Here is a 25521-nt window from a genome sequence, read left to right on the forward strand (position 1 = left end):
TCCGGCCGAGATCGTTCATCGGGCATTCGAAAAAACAAAAAAAATCACCGCAAAAGGCAAGTTCGAAGGCTGGGATCGATACGAGGCTTCAAATTTTGCCGAACCACTTCCAGGTTTGAAAGACCGGTTGCTGAACAGTTCGCCGGAACTGCGTGAAGCGGTGCAGGACGCGAGCCGGTCCATCCTGTCCGGGAAGTTTACAACGCTTGGCGTGAAATGGCCGCCGCGCCAGCCGGCTGGCCTATTCCCGAAGGACATCTGGCGTCTGGATCCCGTCACCGGCAAGCTCTGGCCGGGCGCCGACATTTATTGCTTCGACATTCCCTATCGCCATGAGAAACAGCTCGGCGACGTCAAATATGTCTGGGAATTCAACAGGCTGCAATTTCTTCAGCCGTTGGCGGCCGATGTTGCCCTGACCGGCAATCCGGAAGCACTCGCGGCTGTCGAAACGGCCATAGAGAGCTGGGCAGGTTCCAATCCTCCCTTCCGCGGCGTGCAATGGGCGGAAATTCTCAATGTCGCCATGCGCGCCATCAGTCTGCTCATCGTTTCCAGCTTCTGCGAAGGGCATCTTTCGCTGGAAACCGAGAAGCGGATTTCCACGCTGCTGCGAGCGCATGCGTTCTGGCTGGAGCGCTTCCCGTCGGCCTTTTCATCCGCCAACAACCATCTCATCGCGGAAGTCGCCGCCGAATATTTAGTTGCCGTCGCGATGGACCGAAAGGCCCCGTCCCATGCGCAGGAGAAGGCGTGGCGGATCCTGTGCAATGAGGTTGAAAAGCAATTTCTGCCGGATGGGATGAACGCCGAGCAATCACCGACCTATGGCGCATTCTCCGCCGAATTCGCCCTTCTCGCGATTGTCGTGGCCGAAGCAACAGGACGCACCGTGCCCGAAGGCATGCGGTCGAGGCTGGCGCGTTTTGCCGAATATGTCTTTTGCCTCGCGGACGGCCAAGGTCGTGTTCCCAATATCGGCGACAATGACGAGGGACGTGTCCTGATTTTGTCCCGGTATGAGGAACGTTATCCGGCATCCGTCGCAACGGCGATTGCCGGCGTTACCGGTGCCGACATAGCCGGCGTGGTTCATCCGTACCCGACGCTTCGGGACATCTTGTGGACGAAACAGCCGCCTATGTCCTCCCCGACCTCCGGCAATCGTACCTTCAGTGATGGTGGCTTGTCGATCGTTCGCGACACGATTGCCGAACGCTCCGTCATCATGACGTTCGATCACGGTCCGCTCGGATATCTGTCGATTGCGGCGCACGGGCATGCGGATGCACTGTCCATTTCCCTCAGCCTCGACGAACAGCCCGTGCTGGTTGATCCGGGAACATACCTTTATCATTCCGGCGGTACGTGGAGAAACTGGTTTCGCGGCACACGCGCGCACAACACGCTGAATATTGACGGGATGGATCAGAGCACGATTTCCGGATCCTTCAACTGGTCGCACAAGGCCAAAGCAACGCTGACCGCGCGGGATGACGGGCCGCCCTGGACATTTTCGGGGCGCCACGATGGTTACCTGAAGCGGTTCGGCGCGATGCACGAGCGGACCGTCGAACGGGGGAGCGAAACCGTGTTGATCACGGATCGTCTGACCGGAAGCAGGATCGATAAGGATGTCGAAATCGCCTTTCAGTTTGCGGCCGATCTGACCGTGGAGGTCAACGATCAGCAGGCTGTTGTCGCGCGCGGTGACGACCGGCTCCTGTCGATTGCCTTCTCCCATCCGGGAGTGGTGGACGTCCGGCGCGGCGGCGATATCGGCGACGGCGGATGGGTCTCGGAAAAATTCGGAGAAAAGCATCCTGCATGCCGCCTGACCTGGAAGGGCAGAATGCCGAGCGAGGGCGTCCGCACCAGCATGAACATCATTCAGAGCAAACAGAAGGCTGCTCCCGGCCGACAAGAGGACGTCAGATGACAAACATGGTTCAGCTGCCTGGAACGGACATGACCAGCAGCGTCATTGGCTTTGGATGCGCCTCGCTTGGCTCTCGCATTTCGAAACAGCACGGTCTCGCGGCCCTGAATTCGGCCTTTGACAAGGGCGTCACCTGGTACGACGTTGCGCCGGCCTATGGCGCGGGTGAAGCCGAGCCGATCATCGGGGAGTTTTTGCGTGGCCGTCGTGACAAGGTGCTGATCTGCTCTAAGGTCGGTGTCGTGCCGCCCGCCCGCAACGATATCCTAAAACTGGTCTACGCGCTGGCGCGCCCTGCCCTGACGGTCGCATCGGGGCTGCGCCGCAAATTTCGCAAGATGTCTGCGACCCGAAACCAGACACTTCCGCTGACGCCGGATTTTATCCGCGGATCGATCGAGCGCTCTCTGAAACGGCTTGGCACCGACCATCTGGATGTCTTCGCGCTGCACAAGCCCTCGGTCGAGGACATGCGGCGGGACGATGTGCAAAGGACGCTTGAAGACGTCCTGAAGAGTGGTAAGGCGCGCTACATCTCGGTCGCCGGCGGAGTGGACGCGGCGCGCGCCGCCATTGAGCATCCGGATATCTACCGGCTCGTCCAACTGGCCGATAATCCGACGTCGAGCCTCCTGCCGCAACTGACGGCAGAGGCCGGCCGGCCGCTGGCTTTCATCACCCATTCCGTTCTCGGCGTGGACGGCGCCATGGATCGCCTTTTGCAAAGCCTGTCGGAGCACCCGGACGATCTGAAAAAGATTCGTGCGGCAGGTTACGAAGGCAGCGAAAAGGAAGCGGTCGCGGCATTGCTTGTCGATCGGGCGCTGGCCTCGAACAGGCAAGGCGTGGTCCTCGCCAGCATGTTTTCGCAGAAGCACCAGGCGAGCAATATCGCCCGCGCAACGCGGCCGGTGAATCCGGATGCCATTCGGCTCGTCGATGCACTGGTCAAGGGAAAAATCCGCATCGAGAGCGTCGTATGATCGTTGAAGGACTGGATGGACTGGCGGAAAGCACGCACGATGTCTGCGTGATCGGCGCCGGCCCTGTTGGCATCACCCTCGCCCTCGAGCTTGCGAGCAAGGGAAAGCGCGTCCTGGTGCTGGAATCAGGCGGCCGGACACCGTCGCCGGTTACCCAGGAGCTTTCCCGTGCCGAAATCGCCGATCCGGTCGTCCATGACGACATGCGCATTACGGTCTCGCGCCAGTTGGGCGGCACATCCAATCTGTGGGGCGCGCGCTGCCAGCCGCTGGACCCTGTCGATTTCGAGCCGCGCGGCGCGCTTTTCGACGCAAGCTGGCCGATCAGGCACGCCGACATATTGCCATATTATGAAAAGGCCTGCGCCTATGCCAATTGCGGTGAACCGGTCTTTCGCAGCCATTTCGAAAGGTTGAGCAAGGCGGATGATCGGTTCGACACGGAGCGGATGGAGCGGTTCAGCCGCCGGCCGGCCTTTCAAAAGGCGCATGCCGAAGCGCTTGAAAGCAACCCGCTGATTTCCATCCGGTTGAACGCCACGGTCAGCGACCTCGTTCTGGACGACCAGGGCATAGTGAAATCGATCATTGTTTCGGATGCCTCCGGCAGCAGGATCGATCTCACGGTGAAGACCGTCGTTTTGGCGATGGGCGGGTTGGAAACGACAAGGCTTCTTCTGGCGTTACAGCGGAAATCGCCGGGCCTTTTCGGCGGACAGGATGGCGTGCTCGGCCGCTACTATATGGCCCACGTCATCGGAGAAGTCGCCGATGTAACCTGGACTGACGCGGAAATCGATGCAGCCTACGATTTTCAAACAGATGGTCACGGTTCCTACGCACGTCGGCGGCTCATTCCCAGCGATCGTGAGATCCTCGAAAAGAACCTTCCGAACGTTTCCTTCTGGCCGGTCGTGCCTCCCGTCGCGGACGCGCGACATCGCAGCTCGATTCTTTCCATGGTTTTCCTGGTATTTGCCTTCAAGCCAATCGGCAGCCGTCTGGTCGCGGAAGTCATCCGCCGCTACCATGCCCCTCAGGGCGTACCAAAAATACCGCATATTCTCAACGTCTTGCGCAATCTTCCCTCTGCAGTCACGTATGCGCCGTGGTTCCTGTATCATCGCTATATCAGCAAGATGCGCATTCCGGGCTTTTTCGTCCGCAATCCCGGTCTGACCTACGGACTATCCTACCATGCCGAGCATTTCCCGGCCGCCGACAGTCGAGTTTGGCTAACGGATGAAAAGGATGCGGCCGGATTGCCCCGCCTTGCGATCGATCTGAAATTTTCCCGCAAGGATGCCGAGGCGTTGCTCGACGCCCATCTTCTTCTCGACCGGTGGCTCCGGGACAACAGGCTCGGAACGGTCAATTTCCGGCAGCCTGTGGAACAGTCGGCGGCGGCCATCCTCGCGAGCGCCAATCACGGCACCCACCATATCGGCACCAGCCGGATGGGCAGGAACCGCGACGAAGGCGTGGTGGACGGCAATTTGAGAACGTTCGACGTCGGAAATCTCTACGTGGCGAGTTCGTCCGTATTCCCGACGTCAGGGCAAGCAAATCCGACACTCACGGCCGTCGCCCTTGCCGTCCGGCTTGCCGATCATCTGGCTTCGGCACAGCAGCCTTGACCGGTTGAGGTCACCCAAGCGACCTCAGCCCTTTTGGTTGGAATGATCGTTCGGCAGCGCGCCTGCCCTCACTCCTGTTATTTCCGCTTCATCGCCTCCGCCAGCGCAGCCCCAAACGCTCCTTGAGCCGGCGCCTGCGGTTTTTGCTGTTGGGTGCGCGCCAGAGTCTGGCGGGCCTGTTGGGCGGCTTTCGGGTCCTGTTTGGTATCGCGGCCGCCTGACTCCGCGGCACCGTCCTTGCGCATGGTAAGGCCGATGCGCTTGCGGGGGACATCGATCTCGGTGACGCGGACCTGGACGACGTCGCCGGCCTTCACCACTTCGTGCGGATCCTTGACGAAGCGGTCGGCGAGTTGGGAGACGTGGACAAGACCGTCCTGGTGCACGCCGATATCGACGAAGGCGCCGAAGGCGGCGACGTTGGTGACGGTCCCTTCAAGCAACATGCCCGGCTTCAGGTCCTTGATATCATCGACACCGTCGGCGAAGGTCGCGGTCTTGAAGCTCGGGCGCGGGTCGCGGCCGGGTTTTTCGAGTTCGGTAAAAATGTCCTTCACCGTTGGCAGGCCGAAGCGCTCATCGACGAAGTTTTTCGGATCGATTTGTTTCAGGGCCGCGCTGTCGCCCATGATCGCGCGCAAATCCCGGCCGCAGGCCGCGACGATCTTCTTGGCGACACCATAGGCTTCCGGGTGCACGGACGAGGCATCCAGCGGTTCCTTGCCGTCGCGGATGCGCAGGAAGCCGGCGCACTGCTCGAACGTGCGGGCGCCAAGGCGCGGCACCTTCATCAATTCCTTGCGGCTGGTAAACGCGCCAGTCGCGTCGCGATGGGCGACGATCGCTTCCGCCGAGGATTTGCCGAGACCCGAGACACGGGCCAGAAGCGGCGCCGACGCCGTGTTCAGATCGACGCCGACTGCGTTCACCGCGTCTTCGACGACGGCTTCCAGCGATCGGTTGAGGCGGCCCTGGTCGACATCGTGCTGATACTGGCCGACGCCGATCGATTTCGGTTCGATCTTGACCAGTTCGGCCAGCGGATCCTGCAGGCGGCGGGCGATGGAGACGGCGCCGCGCAGCGAGACATCGAGACCGGGGAATTCGTCGGCTGCGGCCTGCGAGGCGGAATAGACCGAAGCGCCGGCTTCCGAGACGATGACCTTGGTCGGCTTGGGGCCAGCCGGCAGCTGGGTCAGCATGTCGGCCACCAATCGTTCCGTCTCGCGACTGCCGGTGCCGTTGCCGATGGCGATCAGTTCGATCTTGTGCTTGCGGATCAGGCTGGCAAGCTCGGCCTGCGTGCCGCGAATGTCGTTCTTCGGCGGGAACGGATAGACGGTGGTGGTTTCCAGCAGCTTGCCGGTGCCGTCGACGATAGCGACCTTGACGCCGGTGCGGATGCCAGGGTCGAGGCCCATCGTGGCGCGCGAGCCGGCGGGGGCGGCCAGCAGCAAATCCTTCAGATTGCGAGCGAAGACATGGATCGCCTCCTCCTCGGCGCGCTCGCGCAATTCACGCATCAGGTCGAGCGACAGTGACATGGAGAGTTTCACCCGCCAGGTCCAGCCGATGACCTCCATCAGCCATTTGTCGCCCGGCAACGTGCCGATCGCAAAGACCGCAGCAATGGTGCGCTCGACCGGCTTGACCGGCGAGGTATCGTCCTGGTCGACGACGATATCGACGGAGAGGAATTCCTCGTTCCAGCCGCGCAGCATGGCGAGCGCCCGGTGGCCCGCGACTGTTGCCCATTTTTCGGAATGATCGAAATAATCCGAGAACTTGGCGCCGGCCTCCTGCTTGCCGTCGACGACCTTGGAGCGCAGGAACGCCACTTGCCGCATATGGGCGCGCAGCCGGCCGAGCAGGTCGGCATTTTCGCTGATGCCTTCGGCGATGATGTCGCGGGCACCGTCGAGCGCGGTCTTCACATCCGGCACATCGGCGGTGATGAAAGCCAGCGCGCGTTCGGCGGGCGCAATGCGGCGGTCGGCCAGGATCGCCTCGGCCAGCGGCGCCAGGCCTCGCTCGCGGGCAATTTCCGCCTTGGTGCGGCGCTTGGGCTTGTAGGGCAGGTAAATGTCTTCGAGTTCCGCCTTGGTGGTGACGGCGGCAATCTTTGTCTCCAGCTCGGCCGTCAGCTTGTCCTGCCCACGGATCGAATCGAGGATGGAGGCCCGGCGTGCTTCCAGTTCGCGCAGATAGACCAGCCGCTCCGACAGGTTGCGCAACTGCGTGTCATCCAGCCCGCCCGTCACTTCCTTGCGGTAGCGCGCGATAAAGGGAACGGTCGCCCCCTCGTCCAGAAGCTCGATGGCCGCAATGGCCTGGGCCGGTGTGGCCTTGATTTCCTGGGCAATGAGAACGGCGATGGATTTGGATGGCTGGGACATGGCATTCCGTGGCTTGCTGTGATTTGCAGGGACCATAGATGCACATGCCTTCGAGGCCAAGTGAAGGCATGGAAACAGCCGGCGGACGTCCACAGTCCTATACCCGTCGGCCCAGAAAGATCAGAAGGTCACCGGCTCCAGCGGTGGCCGTGCCTGTTCGAACGTGCGCAAGACCGTCTCGCGTTCGCCGATATAATCGCGGTTATAGGGAACACTTTCCAACTGATGCGACAGCTGGATCTGGAAGATCAGCAACTTGTCGTAAAGGAAGGCGGTTTCAGAGGCGGCGAGATAGAATTCCCACATCCGAAAGAATTTTTCGTCATAGAGACGGATCGCGTCGGCCTTGCGCGCCGTAAACCGCTCGCGCCATGCGCGGAGCGTCCAGGCATAGTGCATCGGTAGGATTTCGACGTCACGGATCATCAGCCCTGATTTCTCGATCGCCGGCACCACCTCCGACAGGGCCGGCATGTAGCCGCCCGGAAAGATATATTTTTCGATCCACGGATTGGTCGCCCAAGGCTTCTGCGCCTGGCCGATCGCGTGCACCAGCATGACACCCTGCGGGGCAAGCAATTGCGCCATCTTGTCGAAGAAACCGCCGTAATTGGCCATGCCGACATGCTCGAGCATGCCGACGGAGACGATGCGGTCGAAGAACCGGCCTTCCATGGTACGATAGTCCTGCAACTCGAAGCGGACGCGATTGCCCAGGCCGCGCCTGACGGCGCGGTCACGCGATACTTTCAGCTGTTCGCCGCTGAGCGTAATGCCGGTCACATCGACATTTTCCGCCTCGCACAGATACATGACCATGCCGCCCCAGCCGGAGCCGACATCAAGGACGGTTTGCCCCGGTCTGAGCAGCAGCTTGGCGGCGATATGTCGTTTCTTGGCCAGTTGCGCCTCGTCCAGCGAAATGCCCGGCGGCTCGAAGTAGGCACAGGAATATTGCCAGTCCTGATCGAGGAAGAGATCAAACAGCTTGCCCTCAAGATCGTAATGATGGGCGACATTGTGCCGGTTGCGGTTGGCCGGCAGGCGGCTCTTGATCTGTTGTTCGGCAACATGCAACAGCGCTGTCACCGTGTTGCTGACCGTCGCCGCATTTTCGAGCCCGTTGGCCTTCATCATGGCGATGATATCGAAAATGCCGCCCTCCTCCACAACGAGCCTGCCCTCGACATACATCTCGCCGAATGCCATGCCGGGATCGCGCAGGATGGCCTTTTCCGCCGCCTCGTCGAGGGTGCGCAGGGCAAGCGGCGGGCCGGAACCATCACCCAGCACGGCCTCTTCGCCGGATGCGATGGTCACCTTCAGATGTCCCGCTCGAACCAGCCGGCGCAGCATTGTCAGAAATGTCGTGTTCATTCCGAACCTCGGCGAAAACATGCGGATCGTCCGGTGGATCGCGATGCCGCCGAAGGTTCCCGGACTGGATCTGAAGAAGCGGGGCGCGATCGGACAAGATCCGGCGGCACCGGGCGAAAGATCAATCCATCAGCTTGGCCATGAAACTAGTGTTGCAGGGCTGTTCGGCAATAGCTTGGCAGGTCCTTATAGATTTATTTTCTCAGCAATTTGGGCCTCGGAGGTCGATCACGCCCTGCCCTTGAAGCCGCGCGCGGTCATGCGGCTGCTCGAGGTCCTGCACCGGACCAAGCGGCACGATCCGCGTCGGATTGATATGGGCGATCGAGTAATAGCCGCGCTTGATATGGTCGATCCGCACGGTCTCGCGGACGCCCGGCCACTGGTAGATCTCGCGCAGATAGTTCGAGAGATTGGGGTAATCCGCAATCCGGCGCAGGTTGCACTTGAAGGCGCCGTGATAGGCCGGATCGAAGCGGATCAGCGTGACGAACAGCCTTATGTCCGCCTCGGTGAAATGGTTTCCGGCGATATAACGGCTTGTCCCCAGATGCGCCTCAAGCCCATCGAGCGTCCCGAACAGACTGGCCACGGCTTCTTCATAGGCCTCTTGCGTCTTGGCAAAGCCGGCCCGGTAGACGCCATTGTTGACGGTGTCATAAATCGGCGTGTTCCAGCGATCAATCTCCGGACGCAGCGCCTGCGGGTAGAAGTCGAGCGTATTGCCGGTCAGATGGTTGAAGGCCGTGTTGAGAATGCGGATGATATCGGCGGATTCGTTGTTGACGATGCGCCCTTCCTTGCGATCCCACAGGACCGGCACCGAGACCTTGCCGGTATAATGAGGGTCGGAGGCGGAATAGAGTTCATGCTGATAACGAATCTTGCCGACGCGCGGGCCGGCATCCTGCGGTTCGGCGTAGGTCCAGCCGTTCTCACCGAGTTCAGGCTCGGAAATGGAAACGGAGATGATGTCCTGCAGCCCCTTGAGATTGCGCATCATCAGCGTGCGCGATGCCCAGGGGCAGAGATAGGCGACGAACAGCTGATAGCGGCCCTTTTCCGCCGGAAGCGCCTTCTGGCCGTCCGGACCGGGCGAACCATCCGCCGTGATCCAGGTGCGGAAGCTGGTCGGCTCGCGGTGAAAGGCGCCGCCCTTCATTTCGCTTGCCGCGACATCGCCCTTTTCCCATTTTCCATCGACCAGTTGCGGCATATCGAGCGTCCTTGTTCATCCGACCCAGGTGGTTTCTTGCCCAGGAATCGCATGCGCGCGCGGCACGAGCAAGCCGCAGCTTGCTCGACAGACTGTTCGATAAGTCGTGCAGACAGCAAAAAGGCGCCATTTCCGGCGCCTCTGTCTTACTTCGGGAATTCAAGTCCCATTTCGCGGAACCGCTCGGGATCGTCGCCCCAGTTTTCGCGGACCTTGACGAACAGGAACAGGTGCACTGGCTGATCGAGAATTTCGGAGAGTTCCTTGCGCGAGGCCATGGAGATCGCCTTGATGGCTTCACCATTCTTGCCGAGTGCGATCTTCTTCTGGCTGTCGCGCTCGACATAAATGACCTGCTCGATCCGCACAGAGCCGTCCTTGCGCTCTTCCCATTTCTCCGTCTCGACATGCGAGGAATAGGGAAGCTCCTGATGCAGGCGCAGGAACAGCTTTTCGCGGGTGATTTCGGCGGCAAGCTGGCGCATCGGCAGATCGGAGATCTGGTCTTCCGGATAATACCAGGGGCCTTCCGGCAGCTTCATGGCGAGATAGTCGAGGACGTCGTCGCAGCCGGAACCATTGAGCGCCGAGATCATGAAGGTACGTTCGAAATCGACAAATTCGTTGGCGGCGGTCGCGAGCTTCAACAGGTCTTCGCGCGACACCTGATCGATCTTGTTGAGCACCAGCATCTTCGGCTGCTCGACATGCTTCAGGCCTTCGAGAATGGTCTCCGCATCGCCCTTCAGGGCGCGTTCGCTGTCGATCAGCATCATGATGGCGTCGGCATCCTTGGCGCCGCCCCAGGCGGTCGTCACCATGGCGCGGTCGAGGCGCCGGCGCGGTTTGAAGATGCCGGGCGTATCCATGAAGACGATCTGGGCGGTCTTATGGATGGCGATGCCGCGCACGATGGCGCGGGTCGTCTGCACCTTGTGGCTGACGATCGACACCTTTGCGCCCACCAGCCGGTTCACCAGCGTCGATTTTCCGGCATTGGTGGCGCCGATCAGCGCCACAAAACCGGATCGGGTCGGGCCCTTGTCGGTGGTTTCCGGGATTGCGTCTGTTTCGCTCATACTGTCCGTCATTTCCAATTGGGCGATCGGGCGCCGGTCCGGCACGCGCAGTCGCATGTGTTTCTTACTACTTAGCGCTACAGCGACCTTTGCACGTCATGACTGACGCGCGGCGCTGTCAAGGATTGCCTGATCTTTCGGGAGAAAATCGCCTCCGGACAGATCAAGCCGTCTTCGTTGTCTTCCAGACGCCTTCGCGTTCCAGAATACTGGTGGCTGCCACCTGTTCGGCGGCGCGCTTGGAGCGATCGGCCCCCATGGCGGGCGCGATGCCCTGAATCTCGACCGTGACCGTAAAACGGGGATCATGGTCAGGTCCCGATCGGTCCTCGACGCGGTAGCTTGGCGTCACGCCGAATTTGGCGTGTGCCCATTCCTGCAATTCCGTCTTCGCATCACGGCGCGCGCCATCGACACGCACCGCCCGCGCGGCCCAATGGCGCTGGATGAAGCCGCGTGCCGCTTCCAGCCCGCCATCCAGGTAGATCGCGGCAATGAGCGACTCTACCACATCGGCCCGCACATTCAGCATGTGTTTTCCGGTGAGCATCTTCACGTCCGCGCCGGTGCGAATGAAGAGATGCAGCGAAAGCGCATCGGCCACGAGCGCGCAGCTTTCGGCACTGACGAGTTGGTTGAGGCGAACGGAAAGCTCGCCCTCGTCGGCATCCTTGAAGGTCTGGAACAGAAGTTCGGCGACGCAGAGCCCCAGCACGCGGTCGCCGAGAAATTCCAGCCGCTCGTAGTTCGATCCCTTGGCATTGCGGGCGCTGGCATGGGTCAGCGCCCGGTCGAGCCGCTCCTTCTGGGAGAAGCTGTAGCCGATCGCAGCCTCGAGCCGATCCCGGTCCTCATTGCCGAGCGATCGGTTCCTGCTCATTCGACGCCCTTGAAAATGCGGTCGTAGCGCAGGTTGGCCGGCCACTTCCAGATATGCGTGAACGATGTGTCGTTGCCGAGCGAGAAGAAGATCATCGAGGCGCGACCGACGAGGTTCTGCGCGGGCACGAAACCGACGTCGAAGCGGCTGTCGGACGAGTTGTCGCGGTTATCGCCCATCATGAAATAATGGCCCTCGGGAACGAGGAACTCGCGGGTATTGTCACCACGTGAATTTGAATCCTGGTCGAGCGTGTCGAAATTGACGCCATTGTCCAGTGTTTCACGGTAGACGGGCACATCGACCCCCTTGTCCTTGCCGTCGTCAGCCTGGAACATGCCGTCCGGCACGCGCTTGACGGCCTGGTCGTTCACAAACAGGATGCCGTCCCGCACCTGGATCTTGTCGCCTGGCAGACCGATCACGCGCTTGATGTAATCGATGTCCGGGTTCGGCGGGAAGCGGAACACGACGACATCACCGCGCTTGGGCTCGCTGGCGAAGATGCGGCCCTCGAAAAGATCGGGCGAAAACGGCAACGAATATTTCGAATAGCCATAGGCGAACTTGTTGACGAAGATGTAGTCGCCGATCAGCAGTGTCGGCATCATCGAGCCGGACGGGATGGTGAAGGGCTGAAAGAAGACCGTGCGGATCACCACGGCGAGAAGCAGCGCCTGGATGATGACCTTGACGTTTTCCCACAGGCCGCTGTCTTGCTTCTTCTCGATGTTTTCTGCCACGCCTGTCGTTCCTTGATCTGTTCTCCGCGGCATCGTGATGCCGGGCGGATGGAATGAATTCTGTTGTTCAGCGGCTGGTCGTCCGAGCCGAGGCTGCCTTATAAATATCGTGCGCGGCGCCATCATTTCAAACGAGCCAGGCCCGCTTGCGGGTCCGCTTCATCCGGACATGCTCTAAACTTTTCCTCAATCGGGAGCAACGGGCAGCGCTTCGATTATCACGAAGGCCTGCGCGAGCGGAAAATCGTCGGTGATGGTCAGGTGGATGACCGCCCGATGCCCGGCCGGCAGCATGTCCTGAAGCCGCTCGGCCGCACCGCCGCTCAGTTGCATCGTCGGCTTGCCGCCCGGCAGGTTGACGACGCCCATATCCTTCCAGAAGACGCCCTGCGCCATGCCCGTGCCGAGCGCCTTGGAACAGGCCTCCTTGGCGGCAAAACGCTTGGCGTAGGATTCCGCCCGGTTCTTGCGGCCTTCAGACTTGCGGATCTCGACGTCGGTAAAACAGCGCTGGGTGAAGCGCTCACCGAAACGGTCCAGCGAACTCTGGATGCGCCTGATGTCGATCAGGTCACTGCCGATACCGATAATCATCGAAACACGATACCCCTATGCGGACTGATGCCGGTCCGACCGGACAGAAGCAAACCGTTGAAGGTCTGCCAAGTTACAAATTCGTCAGGTTCAAAGGCTGTCCGCCGACCCAGCAACGCGTGGGTGGATTCTGCTCTGCCGACGGACCTGGCGGCGCGCCTGAAACAGCTTGGCCGCATAGAAAGCAATGACATAAAAGAACAGGGCGCTGAGGGCGGCAAGCGGCAAAGAGCCGACCAGCATCGGCTTCAACACCGGGGTCCACAGATGAGTGAGTTCCAGATGTCGCAGCATGTCAAGAATATCGTGTCCCGAAAGCGCGGCACGATCACTGGTACCCAGCAGGATGACGCCGAGTTCGTAGGTCGCCGCCAGAATGACGGGAATGGTCAGGGGATTGGCAAGCGCCGTCGATATGCCGGCGGCAATCAGGTTTCCGGAGAGGAGATAGGCAAGCGCGAGCGCGATGACGATATGAAGCCCGACAAACGGGGTCGCCGAGGACGCCGCACCGGCGGCGACGCCGACCGCGATGGAGTGGGGAGACGAGGACAGCCGCAGGACACGCATGGACATATAGCGCAGCCCGCGCGAAAACCCCTTTCGCGGCCACAGGAACTCACGGAGCTTGCCCGACAGCGTCGCCGGCTTCTTGCGTCTGAACAACATGCTGCTCTGATAAACGATGCGGATATGGCTGTTCAATGGCGCGGGCGCGAAAATCGGCATTTGCATCGGACGGAAGGCAAATATGCCGCAGGACCGATCATCGGGCCGGGCATTCCGTTCAACAATGCGCATCATGCGCAGAGGGTCATCTCGATATTCGCCTGATGCATACGTCCCGGCAGCCTGCCGAAACAGGCAGCCGGACATCAGGCATCAATCAGAAGGAGTTGCGGAACAGGCCGCGGTCGATCTGACGCTGGCGGTATTCCAGGTCGATACGGTCGATCGAGCCGTTCAGATAGTTCAATTCCCGCTCTTCAGCGGTCGGAACGCGCAAGGCGCGGGTGATGCTCTTCAGTTGCTTAAACATGGTAAACCTCTTTCGTTTACCTCCCGAGACAAAAGATAGGTGAGAATGCCCGAACTCACCAGAGCTACAAAAAGCGGGCAGCCATGCGCAAGTTGCATGGCCTGCACTTTTTGGCCGCATGAAATGCCCATTCAAAGTGCATTTGCCGTCGGGCTATGCGAAAATGGCGCCAATCATGGTCGAATGTAGACATAGCCTTCGGTCTGAAGTTGCGCGATGCGAACCACGCCGCCCTCATCGGCCCGCACAAACCCCGGCAGGAGATCGGCAATCTCGACCTTCTGCGCGGTCATGGTATTGCCGCAGGCCGCGAGGTGTACGCCCTCGGCGGTGATACGCGCCACCTGCTGGCTGGTCTTCGGATTGGCCTTTTGGAGGTGAAAGAAGCTGAGCGCCGGGCCATGCACGACAAGCACGATATCCACCGCCTGCGGGCCGCCCATTCCGTCTATATGGTTGCGGATATTGCCGAGCGCAAACATCACCTTCTCGCTATCGGCCAGATGATAGACCACCTTCTGTTTCGTCGACCCGGCAGGAACGGCGGTCGCGGCAGATGCAGCCCGTCCGGCAAACAGTCCGGCGATCGATGCCGCCAGGGCACGGCCGAAGATTGCACGGCGCTTGAATGTCATGGTCACCCCCCAGCGTTCGGATTCGAACTGAAATCAGTGCGTCGCCAAGGCGGCCTTGGCCTCATCGCTGCTCGCAAGCGGCAGGCAGGTCGAAAGATCCGTGCGGTCGAGACGGAAAACCATATCGTCCGAACCAAACTTCGCTCCTTGCGGCAGTTCGCTCCGCTCTTCCTCGAAATAGTCCTCGCTGACCCGCGCCCCGTTCGGAATATCGACGAGAATAGATGTCTCGTCCTTGATGCGCACGCCGATCGTACCGCCGTCGCAGTCGATGCCGCAGCGCAGGGCCTGCTTACCGTCCTCTCCGGCCGAGCAGCCGCCATAGGTGCTGAAGGTCTGCTTCAGATAGCGGAAGTTCACGGTCATGCCGAGCAGATACTGGCGCCCCGCCCCCTCCTCGTCCAAATGACTATCGACGAAGACCATCATGTCGCGGACATTCTGGTCGGGATGGCTGGCGAGATGAGCCTTGCTATATTTGCGGATATAGCAGGCATAGGCGTTCTCCTGGCCGACCGCCTTGCCGAACAGTTGCAGGTCGGCATCCGAGGCTACCGCGAAGCCTGCGGGCAATGTCAGGGTCATTCCGAAAACCAGTGCCGACATCCGCAGCCTTGAACGCATCCCATCCTCCATCCGACAGAGCGACAGTCTCCCACGAAGTCGGAGGCGGAACAACCGGTCTCACAGGGAACGGATGACGGGAAACGCTTATTCGAAAGAGCCTGAAAGACGCCGCAAAAGGCGGCGTCACTCGAAGACGCGCTTGACCGTCGAGACGCTCGGAAGGTCACGGATCTGGGTGATGAGGTGGTTGAGCTGGCGCAGGTCCCAGACTTCCAGATCGAGGTGGAATTCGCTGAAATCGGCGGCCACCTGGCCCATGGTGAGCAAGCGGATATTGATGTCGCTGGTCGCGATCGCCTGGGCGATTTCGGCGAGCGTGCCGGGCTCGTTCAGGGCATTGATCAACACGCGCGCCATGAAGCGGGTATTGTTGGCCTCGTCGAGGTCCCAACGCACGTCGATCCAGCGCTCGGATTCCTCGTCGAACTTCTGCAGGCTGGGCGACTGGATCGGATAGATCGTGATGCCCTTGTCCTTTTCCATGATGCCGACGATCCGGTCTCCCGGAACAGCACCCGACGGACTGAAATGCACCTCGGCATTGCCGGACAGTCCGCGGATCGGCAGCGCTTCCGGCCCCTCGCCTTCCAGCACGTCGAACATATCCTTCGGCCGTCCTGGCAGCTTGAACACCATGCCGGCGGCGCTGCGCATGTTGAACCAGCCATCATCCGTGTTCGGCTTGACGGTAACGCGCTCGTCCTGATGATCCGGGAAGACCGCCCGCAACACGTCGAGCGACGAAAGCTCGCCACGGCCGACGGCGGCGATGGCGTCTTCGATCTCCTTGTGACCAAGCCGATGCAGCACCGGTTTCATCGCTTCACGGGTGAAAGACTTTCCCGACCGCTCAAAGGTGCGCTCCAGAATCCGGTAACCCAGGCCCGAATATTGCTTGCGAATGGCGGCACGCGTGGCGCGGCGGATGGCGGCGCGCGCCTTGCCGGTGACGACGATTTCCTCCCAGGCCGGCGGCGGCACCTGAATGCCGGAACGGACGATTTCCACCTCGTCGCCATTGTTGAGCCGCGTCACCAGCGGCATGATGCGGCCGTTGATCTTGGCGCCGACGCAGGTGTCGCCGATATTGGTGTGGACAGCATAGGCGAAATCGATCGGCGTCGCCCCGCGCGGCAGCGCGATCAATTGCCCCTTCGGCGTGAAACAGAAAACCTGGTCCTGGAAGAGTTCGAGCTTGGTGTGCTCCAGGAATTCTTCCGGATTGTCGCCTTCGGCAAGGCTCTCGATCGTCCGCCGCAGCCAGGAATAGGCGTTCGACTTCGGCGACAGCTTGACCTCGCCGACCGGCTCGACGCTGTCCTTGTAGAGCGTGTGGGCGGCAATGCCGTATTCGGCGATCTCATGCATCAGCCGCGTGCGGATCTGCAACTCGATGCGCTGGCGCGACGGGCCGACGATGGTCGTGTGGATCGACTGGTAGTCGTTCTGCTTCGGCGTCGAAATATAATCCTTGAACCGGCCGGGCACGACGCGCCAGCGGGTATGGACGATGCCGAGCGCGCGGTAACAGTCCGGAATGTCGGCGACGATGATGCGAAAGCCCCAGACGTCGGACAGTTGTTCGAAGGACAGTGATTTCGACTGCATCTTCTTGAAGACCGAATAGGGCTTCTTCTGGCGTCCCTTGACGAGCGTTCCGGTCAGACCCTTGGCCTGGATGAGTTCGTCCAGTTCATCCTCGATCTTCTTGATCAGACCTTCGTTGCGGGTCGAGAGTTCGTTGAGGCGACGCGTGACAGTCTCGAAAGCTTCCGGATTGATATGGCGGAAAGAGAGGTTCTCCAGTTCCTCGCGCATGTCCTGCATGCCCATGCGGCCGGCGAGCGGCGCATAGATGTCCATCGTCTCTTCCGAGATGCGGGCGCGCTTTTCAGCCGACATGTGATCGAGCGTACGCATGTTATGCAGCCGGTCGGCCAGCTTGACGAGGAGGACACGCACATCGTCGGAAATGGCAAGCAACAGCTTGCGCAGGTTTTCCGCCTGCTTGGCCTTCTTGGTCACCAGATCGAGCTTCTTGATCTTGGTCAGGCCCTCGACCAGGGCGCCGATGTCCTCGCCGAACAGATCGTCGATTTCGGCCCGGGTCGCCGTCGTGTCCTCGATCGTATCGTGCAGCAGCGCGACGGCGATCGTCGATTCATCGAGATGCATCTCGGTGAGGATCGCCGCGACTTCGAGGGGATGGGAGATATAAGGATCGCCGCTCGCCCGCTTCTGCTGGCCATGCTTCTGCATGGCGTAAACGTAAGCCTTGTTCAAAAGCGCTTCGTTGACATCGGGCTTGTATTTTTGAACGCGCTCAACGAGCTCGTATTGGCGCATCATCCGCGGGCGGCTCCAGGAGAATCCGGAAAAGAAAAGGTGCGCCAATGATAGGAGTGGCGCACTGCTTTGCAAATACCGGCCTCACGCGAATTCCGAACGGAAGCGCGGCATTGTCTCGGCGCGTTGCTTTCGCCCTCCGGGCGAACGCGAAAGCGGCTCAGTAGTCGTCGCTTTTTTCCGGCGGGACCAGGCCTTCGATGCCGGCCAGCAATTCTTCTTCCGACATGCGGTCGAAGGTCACGACTTCCGGCTGATCGTCGTCCTGGCCGGACTGATCAGCGAAAACATTGGCAGCGTCGCCGCTGATCATCGATGCCGGATCGGACTCGGGCTCGTCGACTTCAACATGCTTCTGCAGCGAATGGATCAGGTCTTCCTTCAGGTCGCCGGGCGACAGCGTCTCGTCGGCGATTTCGCGCAGGGCCACCACCGGGTTCTTGTCGTTGTCGCGGTCGATCGTGATCGCAGCGCCCTGCGAGATCAGGCGGGCGCGGTGGCTTGCCAGAAGCACGAGTTCGAAACGGTTATCGACTTTGTCGATGCAATCTTCAACGGTGACGCGGGCCATTGCCTGTCCTTTGGATCGTGAGGCGCAGCGTGATCGCGAGTGCCGTGACACGCCCGCCGCTGTGCTGATTGACAAGATCGGAACCCGTCCAGCCGCCGGCTTGACGGTATGCGTGGCTCCGATTTCAGGAATTAAACTGCCCGATACAATCAAACCCGCAGGAATTCAAGTTTTTCCTGCATTGCGGAAAAGATATCCGCGCGATTTCGACGGTGAGCTGGATCGCAAACAAAAACGTCATCAGGCCATAATCCCCCAGGGATAGGCTTTGACATCCGCTTAAATGATGATTGAATGCCGCAAAATCCTGTTGCCACCTTGGGGAGCGCAAAACTCGGCACGGTCAAAAACAGGGAAAAATTGTCGGCAAAAAATTCCTAAAACAAGGTGGATATTTCTCGTTCTTCGCAAAAAACTGCGAGAAATAGCTCTTTCACTAGGAATTTTCTTAGATTAAAGCGAATGGTGGCTCGGAAAGCTGGCATATGATGAAATCTTAATGTAATCGAATATTCGCAAGGCTTGCGTCATTCTTTGCGCGGTCAGGTTGAAGATCAAAAAGACATTGAGACAACAAAAAGGAAATATGATGTTCGACCCACGCGAAAAAATCGCGCTCTTTATCGATGGGGCAAACCTCTATGCCGCGTCGAAAAGCCTTGGTTTCGACATTGACTATCGCAAGCTCCTCAAGGCGTTCCAGAAGCGCGGCTATCTGCTACGCGCGTACTATTACACGGCCTTGATCGAGGATCAGGAATATTCGTCCATCCGCCCGCTGATCGATTGGCTAGACTACAACGGTTACAAGGTTGTGACAAAGCCCGCGAAAGAGTTCACGGACTCGCTCGGTCGCCGCAAGATCAAGGGTAACATGGATATCGAACTGGCCATCGACGCGATGGAACAGTCCGAAACCGTCGACCACCTCGTCATCTTCTCCGGCGACGGCGATTTCACCACATTGGTGGAGGCGTTGCAGCGCAAGGGGCGCAAGGTCTCCGTCGTTTCCACAATGTCGACACAGCCGCCGATGATCGCCGACGATCTGCGTCGCCAAGCCGATCACTTCATCGAACTGGTCAGTCTCAAGGCCGAAGTCGGCCGCGATCCCTCGGAACGCCCCGTCCGCGTCACCGAACCGGTCAGCGGCGAATTCAACGACTAAGGCTTCAGCGCACAAGAAAAGGACCAGCCGACTTCTCGCCTGGTCCTTTTTTTGACTGAATGGCTCAGGATCAGTGATCCTTGAGAAGACGGCTCTTCTGGCGGTTCCAGTCGCGTTCCTTCTCGCTCTCGCGCTTGTCGTGCAGCTTCTTGCCCTTGCCGAGCGCCAGTTCGAGCTTTGCCCGACCCTGCTCGTTAAAGTAGATCTTGAGCGGAATGAGGGTCATGCCATCGCGATTGATGGCGCCCTGTAGCCGCGTCGATTCGCGTTTTGTCAGCAGCAGCTTGCGGCGACGACGCGGCTCGTGGTTGAAGCGATTGGCCTGCAGATATTCCGGAAGATAGGAATTGATCAGCCACATCTCGCCGCCCTCATCGGTGGCGTAGGACTCGGCGATATTGGCCTTGCCTTCACGCAACGACTTGACCTCGGTGCCGGTCAGGACAAGACCGGCCTCGTAGGTGTCGATGATCTCGTAATTGAAGCGGGCCTTCCGGTTTTCCGCGACAATTTTCTTGACCACGCGCTGGCTGCCTTTGGGTGCCATCAGTTCATCAGCCCCGCATGGCGAAGAGCCGCATCGATCGCCGCTTCCGTCGCCGGCTCGAGCGTGGAAAGCAGCGGCGAACGCACCGTGCGGCTCATCTGGCGCAGGCGGTTCAGCGCATATTTCGCGCCGCAGAGGCCGGGCTCCATGAAGATCGCCTTGTGTAGCGGCATCAGCTTGTCCTGATAATCCAGCGCCTTGGCATAATCGCCGGCAAGCGTGGCTTCCTGGAACTCGGCACAGAGGCGCGGCGCGACATTGGCGGTCACGGAAATGCAGCCCACGCCACCATGGGCGTTGAAGCCGAGCGCGGTCGCATCCTCGCCGGAAAGCTGGACGAAGTCGGGGCCACAGGCCATGCGCTGTTCGGAGACGCGCTCGATCCTGCCGGTGGCATCCTTCACGCCCATGATCGACGGATAGGCCTTGTGCAGGGCAGCCATCGTCTCGACGCTCATGTCCACGACCGAACGGCCGGGAATGTTATAGATGACGATCGGCAGTTTGATGGCTTCGGCAATCGCCGCATAATGCGCGAACAGGCCCTTCTGGGTCGGCTTGTTGTAATAGGGCGTCACGACCAGAACAGCGTCCGCACCAGCCTTCTCGGCGTGCTGCGCCAGTTCGACGGCCTCGGTCGTATTGTTCGAGCCAGCGCCGGCAATGACGGGGACGCGTTTCGCCGCGGTCTCGATGCACAGTTCAACGACGCGTTTGTGTTCGGCATGCGACAGGGTCGGCGATTCACCGGTGGTGCCGACCGGCACGAGGCCGTGGCTGCCTTCGCTGATCTGCCATTCGACATGCGCGGCAAAACTGTCCGTGTCCACGGCGCCGGAGGCGGTGAACGGTGTGACGAGAGCGGGAATGGATCCCTTGAACATGCACGACTCCTGACGGCCCGGGAGCTTGAAAACCAACCCACGCTTTAGCCGCATTTCATGGTTAGAAAACTGGCGCACCATAATCATGTGAGGTGCCTGCGGCAAGCACTCTATCACGCCATTCGGTGCCGGTTGGCGTATATCGGCCCGGCTTCAGCGGCGATTTCAACGTGTTTTCCGGACTAAACCGCCTGTCCGCGTGGACGAACCTGCCTTTATGGGATTGAATGGAAGCGAGTAACCTTTCGTTAGCAAATGCATCGCCAAATGACAGGATATCACGGGGCAGCGTGGGGTTGTTTATGCACGGGCATATGTCTTCAAAGCTGATCGCGATGCTCGGCGCGTCGGCGCTGACGTTGTGCGCCTTTACGGCCGCCGCCGAAACCGGAACCATTCCCGTACCGAAATCAAGAGCATTGGCGCTGGCGGCCACGCAAACCGTCCCGTCCCGCGATGTCACAGGCTCGATCCCCTCCATCACCGCAGCTATTCCCGTCAGCTCGGATCTCAAGACCGGGCTGGATGCGTTGTCCAACAAGGATGCGCCCAAGGCGATCGCGGCACGGAACGGAATGGCAAAAGGGTCGCTTGACAGCCATATCCTCACCTGGGCGATTGCCGTCTCCGGACAGAAGGGCGTGCCGTCCTACGAGATCGCCCGAGCCCAGCAGGAATTGAAAGGCTGGCCCGGTCTCAGCGGGCTGCGCGCCAATTCCGAGCGGGCGCTTTACCGCGAAAACCCGCCGCCCGCCGATGTTCTTGCGGCCTTCGGCACGACGCAGCCGGAAACGACCGATGGGACGATCATCCTGGCGCGCGCGCTCCAGGCGAACGGGAGGTCCGCCAAGGCAGCGAAATTGCTGCGCGGCCTCTGGGCTTCCGAAGCGCTGGATAAGGCGACCGAAAGCAATATCCTTGCGGAATTTCCCACCCTCCTGACAACCGCCGACCATAAGCGGCGGATGGAAATGCTGCTTTATCGCAGCCGGCTTGATCAGGCCGTCCGCTTCAGCGATCTCGGCAAGGCGCAATCGCTCTACCGGGCCTGGGTCGCGGTTTCGAAAAAGGCCGGCAATGCGGCGGCGCTGATCGCCGCTGTTGATCCATCCTGGCATGCGGAACCCGCCTATCTGTTCATCCGCATCGAATATCTGCGCAAGCAGGAAAAGTATGAAGAGGCGGCCAAGCTGCTCGCCACCCTGCCCCGCGACAAGGACAAACTGGTCAATCCCGGCGAATGGTGGGTCGAGCAGCGGATCATCAGCAGGGGCTTGCTGGATGACGGCAAGTTCAAGGCCGCCTACCGGATCGCCGCCGATCATGTCGCGGCCTCTGCGACCGATGTCGTCGATGCGGAATTTCACGCCGGCTGGTATGCCCTGCGTGGAATGGAGGACCCGGCGACGGCCGTCCAGCATTTCCAGCGCATCCTGAAAGCCTCGAACCGTCCGATTTCGGTAGCACGGGCCTGGTACTGGATGGGCCGCGCCGTCGAGGCTGGCGCGCCCGGAAATTCCACCGAATATTACACCAAGGCGGCGTCCCTTCCCGGCACGTTCTACGGACAGCTCGCTGCCGCTCGTCTTGGTCGCACGGCGCTGAATGTTGCTTATCCCTCGCCGACGACCGAAGACCGCGCGCGTTTCGACGGCCGGGAAGCGGTTCGCGCCATCGCGCGGCTGGAAGAAACAGGGCACGCCTGGCGGGCCAATAGTCTCTACCGGGTCTTGGCCGAAGACCTGACAAGCCCCGGCGAACTGGCCATCCTCTCATCGAAGGCGGAAAAGGCGGGCGGGCACCAACTCTCCCTGCAGATCGGCAAGATCGCCTTCGGTCGCGGCATCGATGTTGCTGCGCTTGCCTTCCCGATTGGTGTCATTCCGGCAAGCGCCAATATCAGCGGCTCCGGAAAGGCGCTGGCCTATGCCATCGCCCGCCAGGAGAGCGCTTTCAATCCTGCCGCCATCTCGCCGGCCAATGCGCGCGGGCTGCTGCAGATTCTTCCCGGTACCGCCAAGGGCATCGCCAGTCGCCTTGGTCTCGCCTATTCGAAGGAACGACTGACCACCGATACCGCCTATAATGCGACGCTGGGCGCGCAGTATCTCGGCGAGCAGATCGACGATTTCGCCGGCTCCTACATCCTGACCTTCATCGCCTATAATGCCGGTCCGCGCCGGGTGCCCGAATGGATCAACCGTTACGGCGATCCGCGCGGCAAGCCGATCGACGAGGTGGTCGACTGGATCGAGCGCATTCCATTCAGTGAAACCCGCAATTACGTTCAGCGGGTGATGGAGAATTACCAGGTCTACAAGTCCCGGCTGGGACAGACGGCCGACATTGTCCATGACCTGCGCATGGGCCGCTGACGTCCCTCCTCTCCTGCGAACATCAGCTGAACGCCTGAACGTGGCGGATCGCAGGCATGCGATCGGCTCTTCCCGCATCGCGCGCTTGCGCTATGGTTGCTCTGTCAAGGATGAAGGAGCATAGCGTTGGACACGGACAACAGCGGATTCGAGGAACGGTTTTTTACGGCAAGCGATGGATTGCGGCTTTATGCCCGCGATTATGGACATGCGGACGCTCAAAAAGACCTGCCGATCGTCTGCCTGCCGGGTCTCAGCCGCAACAGCCGTGATTTTCACCGGCTTGCCCTCCAGCTTTCCGGACAACCGGAAAGACCGCGCCGGGTCATCACTTTCGATTATCGTGGACGCGGACGCTCGGAATGGGATGCCGATACCGGCCATTATGCCCTTCCCGTCGAGGCGGACGATGTCCTGACAGGCTGCGCGGCACTCGATATCTCGCAGGCGATTTTCATCGGGACATCGCGCGGCGGCCTGATCGCGCATCTTCTGGCTGCAATGCGTCCGGTAATCCTGCGCGGCGTCATCCTCAACGATATCGGGCCGGTCATCGAAATCGGCGGCCTGCTGCAGATCCGGCAGTATCTTGAGGCACGGCCAGTGCTGCATTCCTGGGCAGAGGCCGTCGACAATCTGCGGCGGGTACACGGACCAGCCTTTCCAGCGCTCGATCCATCCGACTGGACCGGCATGGCGCATGCGATCTTTACCGAAAAGGACGGCGTCATTATTGCGGACTTCGATCCTGCCCTGATCGAACCGTTGCGCAGCCTCGACAAAAATACGCAAATCCCCGATATCTGGTCGCTTTATGAAGGGCTGAAACCGATCCCGCTCATGACGATCCGGGGCGAGAACTCCACCATTCTCTCGCAAGCGACATTTGCCGAGATGAAAGCCCGACGTCCAGACATGAAAGCTGTGACGGCGAAGGGCCAAGGACATGCGCCACTGTTGCATTTGCCTGAACTGGCCGCCGAGATCAGCGCCTTCATCAACACGCTTGCTTAGCCGCGCTTTCGACGGTTGAGACAGAACAACGACAGGTCTCAAAACGAAAAGCCCGGTCTTTCGACCGGGCTTTCCATCACTGACATGAAGCCAGAGATTAGAAGTCGCGCTGCAGACGGATGAAGCCCGAGACTTCGTCGCCGCCGACGCCGAAGCGACGCGAGTCGTCGATGTCCTGGTACTGAATGGTCGCGAGCGACTTCAGGCCATCGGTGATCTGGTAGCCAACCGTTGCGCCAACGCGCCATGCATCGACGTTGCTGATGAAAGCGTAGTCGCCGAAGTACTGACCAGCGATGTTCAGGGTCAGCTTTTCAGTTGCCTTGAACTCGTACGATGCTGCAACGGTCCATTCGGATTCGTTGTAGTATGCGTTCGGGTCGGTTGCGTAGACGCCAGCGAGGCTGAACGTGCCCGGGCCGACTTCAGCCGACAGGATAGCGCGGATGGCGCCGTCTTCGCGTTCGGTGTCGTAGCCACCGAGCAGGGTAGCCGTTACGCCACCGATCGAGCCGGAAACCATGGCAGCAACGCCAACGCCGTTGTCCTTGCGACCGAAGTCGTTCGGCAGACCAGCCGGAACGCCAATTACGCGGCCGATGCCTTCGAGTTCGTCAACCGAGATACCGGCCTTGAATGCGCCGCCATCGTAGGTGTACGAGATCGAGTTGAACAGGGTGTTGGTTGCGAGGGCGTCGGTTTCACCAGCGATGCCATCATCCCACCAGCTGTAGTAGTAGCCGAACTTGAAGCCAGCAATACCGAACGAAGCCGTGTCGAGCTTCGTTGCGCCGCCGTTGACAGAGCTGTCAGCGTTGGTCTGCAGAACGATGACGCTTTCGAGCGTGCCGAGTTCGGTGTCGTTCTTGGCGTCGAACTGCAGCTGACCGCGGGTGAAGGTATCCCAGTCGGACGTGCCGGACTTGTCACGACCGAAGTCGGTCTGGAAACGGACGAAGCCGCCGATCTTCAGGCAGGTTTCCGTGCCCGGGATGTAGAAGTAGCCCGTGCCGAAAGCGTCGCAAACGCGAACGTATTCCATGGGCTCCGGCTCAGCAGCTACGATAGCGTCAGCTGCCTGGGCGCCGGATACTGCTGCGAGAGCCGCAGCGGAGCCGAGAAGAAGGCTCTTGATGTTCATTTCTGACCTCCAGTCAAAAGTTTCAAACAGGTCTGGGTATTATACTGAAGGACAGTATTCCCTGCCCCATCCCCAACATTTAAGAAGTCGGACGATCAACCGCCCTTGCTTCCGGAGTTGAAAATACAAGACCGGACCGTTGGCGCAATCACCAACTTGCGAGTTCGTGCTGTTTGATGCGCCCTTCCCCATGTCCTGTTGCTGAAACGACACAAAATCGCCCCAAGCCGCCTTAAGTTCTTAACAAGAGATTAAGAAAACCCTTTATCCACCATGGGTTAGCCGGACCGGGAAGCGCCTTGCGCGTGTCATAACGAGGCAAGAATCAGG

General features: G+C 60.2%; 22 protein-coding genes. 6 read left to right on the forward strand and 16 right to left on the reverse strand.

Features of this window, described 5'->3' with window-relative positions; genetic code table 11:
- Positions 1 to 127 precede the first annotated feature (127 nt).
- From ACST81_RS17015 to ACST81_RS17025, 3 genes are read left to right on the forward strand one after another with little or no spacing between them, the layout of a single operon-like run.
- Positions 128 to 1939, forward strand: coding sequence for an alginate lyase family protein (locus tag ACST81_RS17015; RefSeq protein ID WP_438749347.1), 1812 nt, complete (start codon positions 128 to 130; stop codon positions 1937 to 1939).
- On the forward strand, positions 1936 to 2922 hold the full coding sequence (locus tag ACST81_RS17020; RefSeq protein WP_438749348.1) for an aldo/keto reductase: 987 nt from the start codon (positions 1936 to 1938) through the stop codon (positions 2920 to 2922). The genes ACST81_RS17015 and ACST81_RS17020 overlap by 4 nt, the downstream gene beginning before the upstream one ends.
- Positions 2919 to 4559 (forward strand): FAD-dependent oxidoreductase, encoded by a 1641-nt coding sequence (locus ACST81_RS17025; protein ID WP_438749350.1) that lies wholly within the window; start codon positions 2919 to 2921, stop codon positions 4557 to 4559. The genes ACST81_RS17020 and ACST81_RS17025 overlap by 4 nt, the downstream gene beginning before the upstream one ends.
- 77 nt (positions 4560 to 4636) lie before the next feature.
- Here the strand turns inward: ACST81_RS17025 and ACST81_RS17030 are convergent, their stop codons facing one another.
- The 13 genes from ACST81_RS17030 to rpoZ form a co-directional block, all read right to left on the reverse strand.
- Positions 4637 to 6955 carry a Tex family protein gene (locus ACST81_RS17030; protein WP_438749351.1) on the reverse strand — a complete coding sequence of 773 codons (2319 nt, stop codon included), beginning with the start codon at positions 6953 to 6955 and terminating at the stop codon, positions 4637 to 4639.
- A gap of 120 nt (positions 6956 to 7075) precedes the next feature.
- On the reverse strand, positions 7076 to 8332 hold the full coding sequence (locus ACST81_RS17035) for a class I SAM-dependent methyltransferase (RefSeq protein ID WP_438749352.1): 1257 nt from the start codon (positions 8330 to 8332) through the stop codon (positions 7076 to 7078).
- Positions 8333 to 8534: 202 nt separating this feature from the next.
- A complete protein-coding gene (locus ACST81_RS17040; RefSeq protein WP_438749353.1) occupies positions 8535 to 9548 on the reverse strand; it encodes a glutathione S-transferase family protein in 1014 nt (337 codons plus the stop codon).
- Between the two features lie 146 nt (positions 9549 to 9694).
- The gene (gene era, locus ACST81_RS17045) at positions 9695 to 10639 is read right to left on the reverse strand and encodes a GTPase Era (RefSeq protein WP_438753628.1); all 945 of its coding nucleotides are present in this window, start codon (positions 10637 to 10639) and stop codon (positions 9695 to 9697) included.
- A 151-nt stretch (positions 10640 to 10790) separates the two neighbouring features.
- Positions 10791 to 11507, reverse strand: coding sequence for a ribonuclease III (gene rnc, locus ACST81_RS17050; RefSeq protein WP_438749354.1), 717 nt, complete (start codon positions 11505 to 11507; stop codon positions 10791 to 10793).
- The gene (lepB, locus tag ACST81_RS17055) at positions 11504 to 12250 is read right to left on the reverse strand and encodes a signal peptidase I (RefSeq protein ID WP_438749356.1); all 747 of its coding nucleotides are present in this window, start codon (positions 12248 to 12250) and stop codon (positions 11504 to 11506) included. The genes rnc and lepB overlap by 4 nt, the downstream gene beginning before the upstream one ends.
- A gap of 186 nt (positions 12251 to 12436) precedes the next feature.
- On the reverse strand, positions 12437 to 12844 hold the full coding sequence (gene acpS, locus ACST81_RS17060) for a holo-ACP synthase (RefSeq protein ID WP_438749357.1): 408 nt from the start codon (positions 12842 to 12844) through the stop codon (positions 12437 to 12439).
- A gap of 90 nt (positions 12845 to 12934) precedes the next feature.
- The gene (locus ACST81_RS17065) at positions 12935 to 13513 is read right to left on the reverse strand and encodes a DUF2062 domain-containing protein (protein ID WP_438749358.1); all 579 of its coding nucleotides are present in this window, start codon (positions 13511 to 13513) and stop codon (positions 12935 to 12937) included.
- Between the two features lie 217 nt (positions 13514 to 13730).
- Positions 13731 to 13883, reverse strand: coding sequence for a DUF3563 domain-containing protein (locus tag ACST81_RS17070; RefSeq protein WP_325462505.1), 153 nt, complete (start codon positions 13881 to 13883; stop codon positions 13731 to 13733).
- 173 nt (positions 13884 to 14056) lie between these two features.
- Positions 14057 to 14518 (reverse strand): DsrE family protein, encoded by a 462-nt coding sequence (locus tag ACST81_RS17075; RefSeq protein WP_438749360.1) that lies wholly within the window; start codon positions 14516 to 14518, stop codon positions 14057 to 14059.
- Positions 14519 to 14551: 33 nt separating this feature from the next.
- Positions 14552 to 15103: a hypothetical protein gene (locus ACST81_RS17080; protein ID WP_438749362.1), complete on the reverse strand. Its 552-nt coding sequence runs from the start codon at positions 15101 to 15103 to the stop codon at positions 14552 to 14554.
- A 165-nt stretch (positions 15104 to 15268) separates the two neighbouring features.
- The gene (locus ACST81_RS17085) at positions 15269 to 17494 is read right to left on the reverse strand and encodes a RelA/SpoT family protein (RefSeq protein WP_438749363.1); all 2226 of its coding nucleotides are present in this window, start codon (positions 17492 to 17494) and stop codon (positions 15269 to 15271) included.
- Between the two features lie 157 nt (positions 17495 to 17651).
- Positions 17652 to 18062, reverse strand: coding sequence for a DNA-directed RNA polymerase subunit omega (gene rpoZ / locus ACST81_RS17090; protein WP_438749364.1), 411 nt, complete (start codon positions 18060 to 18062; stop codon positions 17652 to 17654).
- 589 nt (positions 18063 to 18651) lie between these two features.
- On the opposite strand from rpoZ, the gene ACST81_RS17095 reads away from it, so the two are divergent.
- Complete coding sequence (locus tag ACST81_RS17095; protein WP_438753631.1) at positions 18652 to 19230, forward strand: LabA-like NYN domain-containing protein; 579 nt, start codon at positions 18652 to 18654, stop codon at positions 19228 to 19230.
- 70 nt (positions 19231 to 19300) lie between these two features.
- Here ACST81_RS17095 and smpB read toward each other — a convergent pair whose 3' ends face one another.
- Both smpB and dapA read right to left on the reverse strand, forming a co-directional pair.
- On the reverse strand, positions 19301 to 19777 hold the full coding sequence (gene smpB, locus ACST81_RS17100; protein WP_325462501.1) for an SsrA-binding protein SmpB: 477 nt from the start codon (positions 19775 to 19777) through the stop codon (positions 19301 to 19303).
- Positions 19777 to 20661: a 4-hydroxy-tetrahydrodipicolinate synthase gene (dapA, locus tag ACST81_RS17105; RefSeq protein ID WP_438749366.1), complete on the reverse strand. Its 885-nt coding sequence runs from the start codon at positions 20659 to 20661 to the stop codon at positions 19777 to 19779. Before dapA ends, smpB begins: the two co-directional genes overlap by 1 nt.
- A gap of 314 nt (positions 20662 to 20975) precedes the next feature.
- Here dapA and ACST81_RS17110 point away from each other — a divergent pair, with 314 nt between their 5' ends.
- Positions 20976 to 23036 (forward strand): lytic transglycosylase domain-containing protein, encoded by a 2061-nt coding sequence (locus ACST81_RS17110; protein WP_438749367.1) that lies wholly within the window; start codon positions 20976 to 20978, stop codon positions 23034 to 23036.
- Between the two features lie 126 nt (positions 23037 to 23162).
- Positions 23163 to 24050 carry an alpha/beta fold hydrolase gene (locus ACST81_RS17115; protein WP_438749368.1) on the forward strand — a complete coding sequence of 296 codons (888 nt, stop codon included), beginning with the start codon at positions 23163 to 23165 and terminating at the stop codon, positions 24048 to 24050.
- Positions 24051 to 24147: 97 nt separating this feature from the next.
- On the opposite strand, the gene ACST81_RS17120 is transcribed toward ACST81_RS17115, so the two are convergent.
- Positions 24148 to 25191, reverse strand: coding sequence for a porin (locus ACST81_RS17120; protein ID WP_438749370.1), 1044 nt, complete (start codon positions 25189 to 25191; stop codon positions 24148 to 24150).
- Positions 25192 to 25521: the final 330 nt, after the last annotated feature.

Source organism: Pararhizobium sp. O133, from assembly GCF_051669845.1.
Lineage (GTDB): Bacteria > Pseudomonadota > Alphaproteobacteria > Rhizobiales > Rhizobiaceae > Pararhizobium.